Source organism: Aeromicrobium phragmitis, assembly GCF_003674095.1.
Classification (GTDB): domain Bacteria; phylum Actinomycetota; class Actinomycetes; order Propionibacteriales; family Nocardioidaceae; genus Aeromicrobium; species Aeromicrobium phragmitis.
In genome coordinates, this window is the sequence record NZ_RDBF01000029.1 from 1 (window position 1) to 944 (window position 944).

The 944-nt window shown below is 65.5% G+C and carries 1 protein-coding gene; it reads left to right on the plus strand.

Annotated elements, in window-relative coordinates:
* Positions 1–258 precede the first annotated feature (258 nt).
* Positions 259–944, plus strand: a 686-nt coding sequence (locus tag D9V41_RS16065; protein WP_166376080.1) for a vWA domain-containing protein, incomplete at its 3' end; no start/stop codon positions are given.

A 944-nucleotide genomic window follows, 5' to 3' on the forward strand; every position in this document is an offset into this window, starting at 1 on the left:
CTCGCGAGAAGGAGGGACCAGGGGAAGCGAGGGGGGTGAAAATGAGGGTGAAATCCCAGCATTCGGGGCAGCGGCCGCGGTGTGAGGATGAATGATGAACTATGGCATGCAGCCCTGCTGTGTCCTGCCGCGGTTTGCCGCGGTACTCCCCACCGCCCGTGCAAGGAGAGCAGCACCGTGACGTCCACTTCTCGGTCCAGGCCGAATCATGCCTCTCGCAGGCGCCACCTCCGCTGGCCCCGCCGCGCCATCGCCCTCATGTTGGCGATGCTGGTCGCGGTCATGGGCAGCATCACCGCCGCCGGCGCGGTCCAGTCGACGACGCCCCCGGCTCCGAATCCGAGTCTTCCTGAACGCTGTGAGCCGGATCTGAAGCTCGCGATCAGTCTCGACCTGTCGAACTCGGTGACTGACGGTCAGCTTGCAGAGATGAAGTCCAACATCGCGGAGTTCGCGGCCGGGCTGACCGGATATCCGGTTCAGATCGCCATCCACACGTTCGCCTCGAACGCCCCCGCGACGGGTTCGCCGGCTAACGCGCCCCTTCCTTTGACCTCGGTCATGACGCCCCAGGGCTCCCAGACCATCGCGGACAAGGTGAACGGCATTCAGCGGCCCAACTCGCAGCGAGGCGGCACGAACTGGGATCGCGCGTTCGCGGCGATCGCATCGGCTCCCGAGCAGTACGACGCCTTGCTTTTCGTGACGGACGGCAACCCGACGCAGTACGGATCGCCGGCCCAAGGTCCCGGCGGTTCCACGGATGTGCCGTCGATCACTCGCGCGGTGGAAAGCGCCAACGCGGTCAAGGCCCAGGGCACACGCATCATCGGTGTCGGCGCGACTGACAATCTGTCGGGCGGTGCGCTGGACCAGTTCCGCGAGCATATCGCTCAGGTCTCGGGCACGGTTGAGAACAGCGATTACTTCGCTACGGGCTTCAG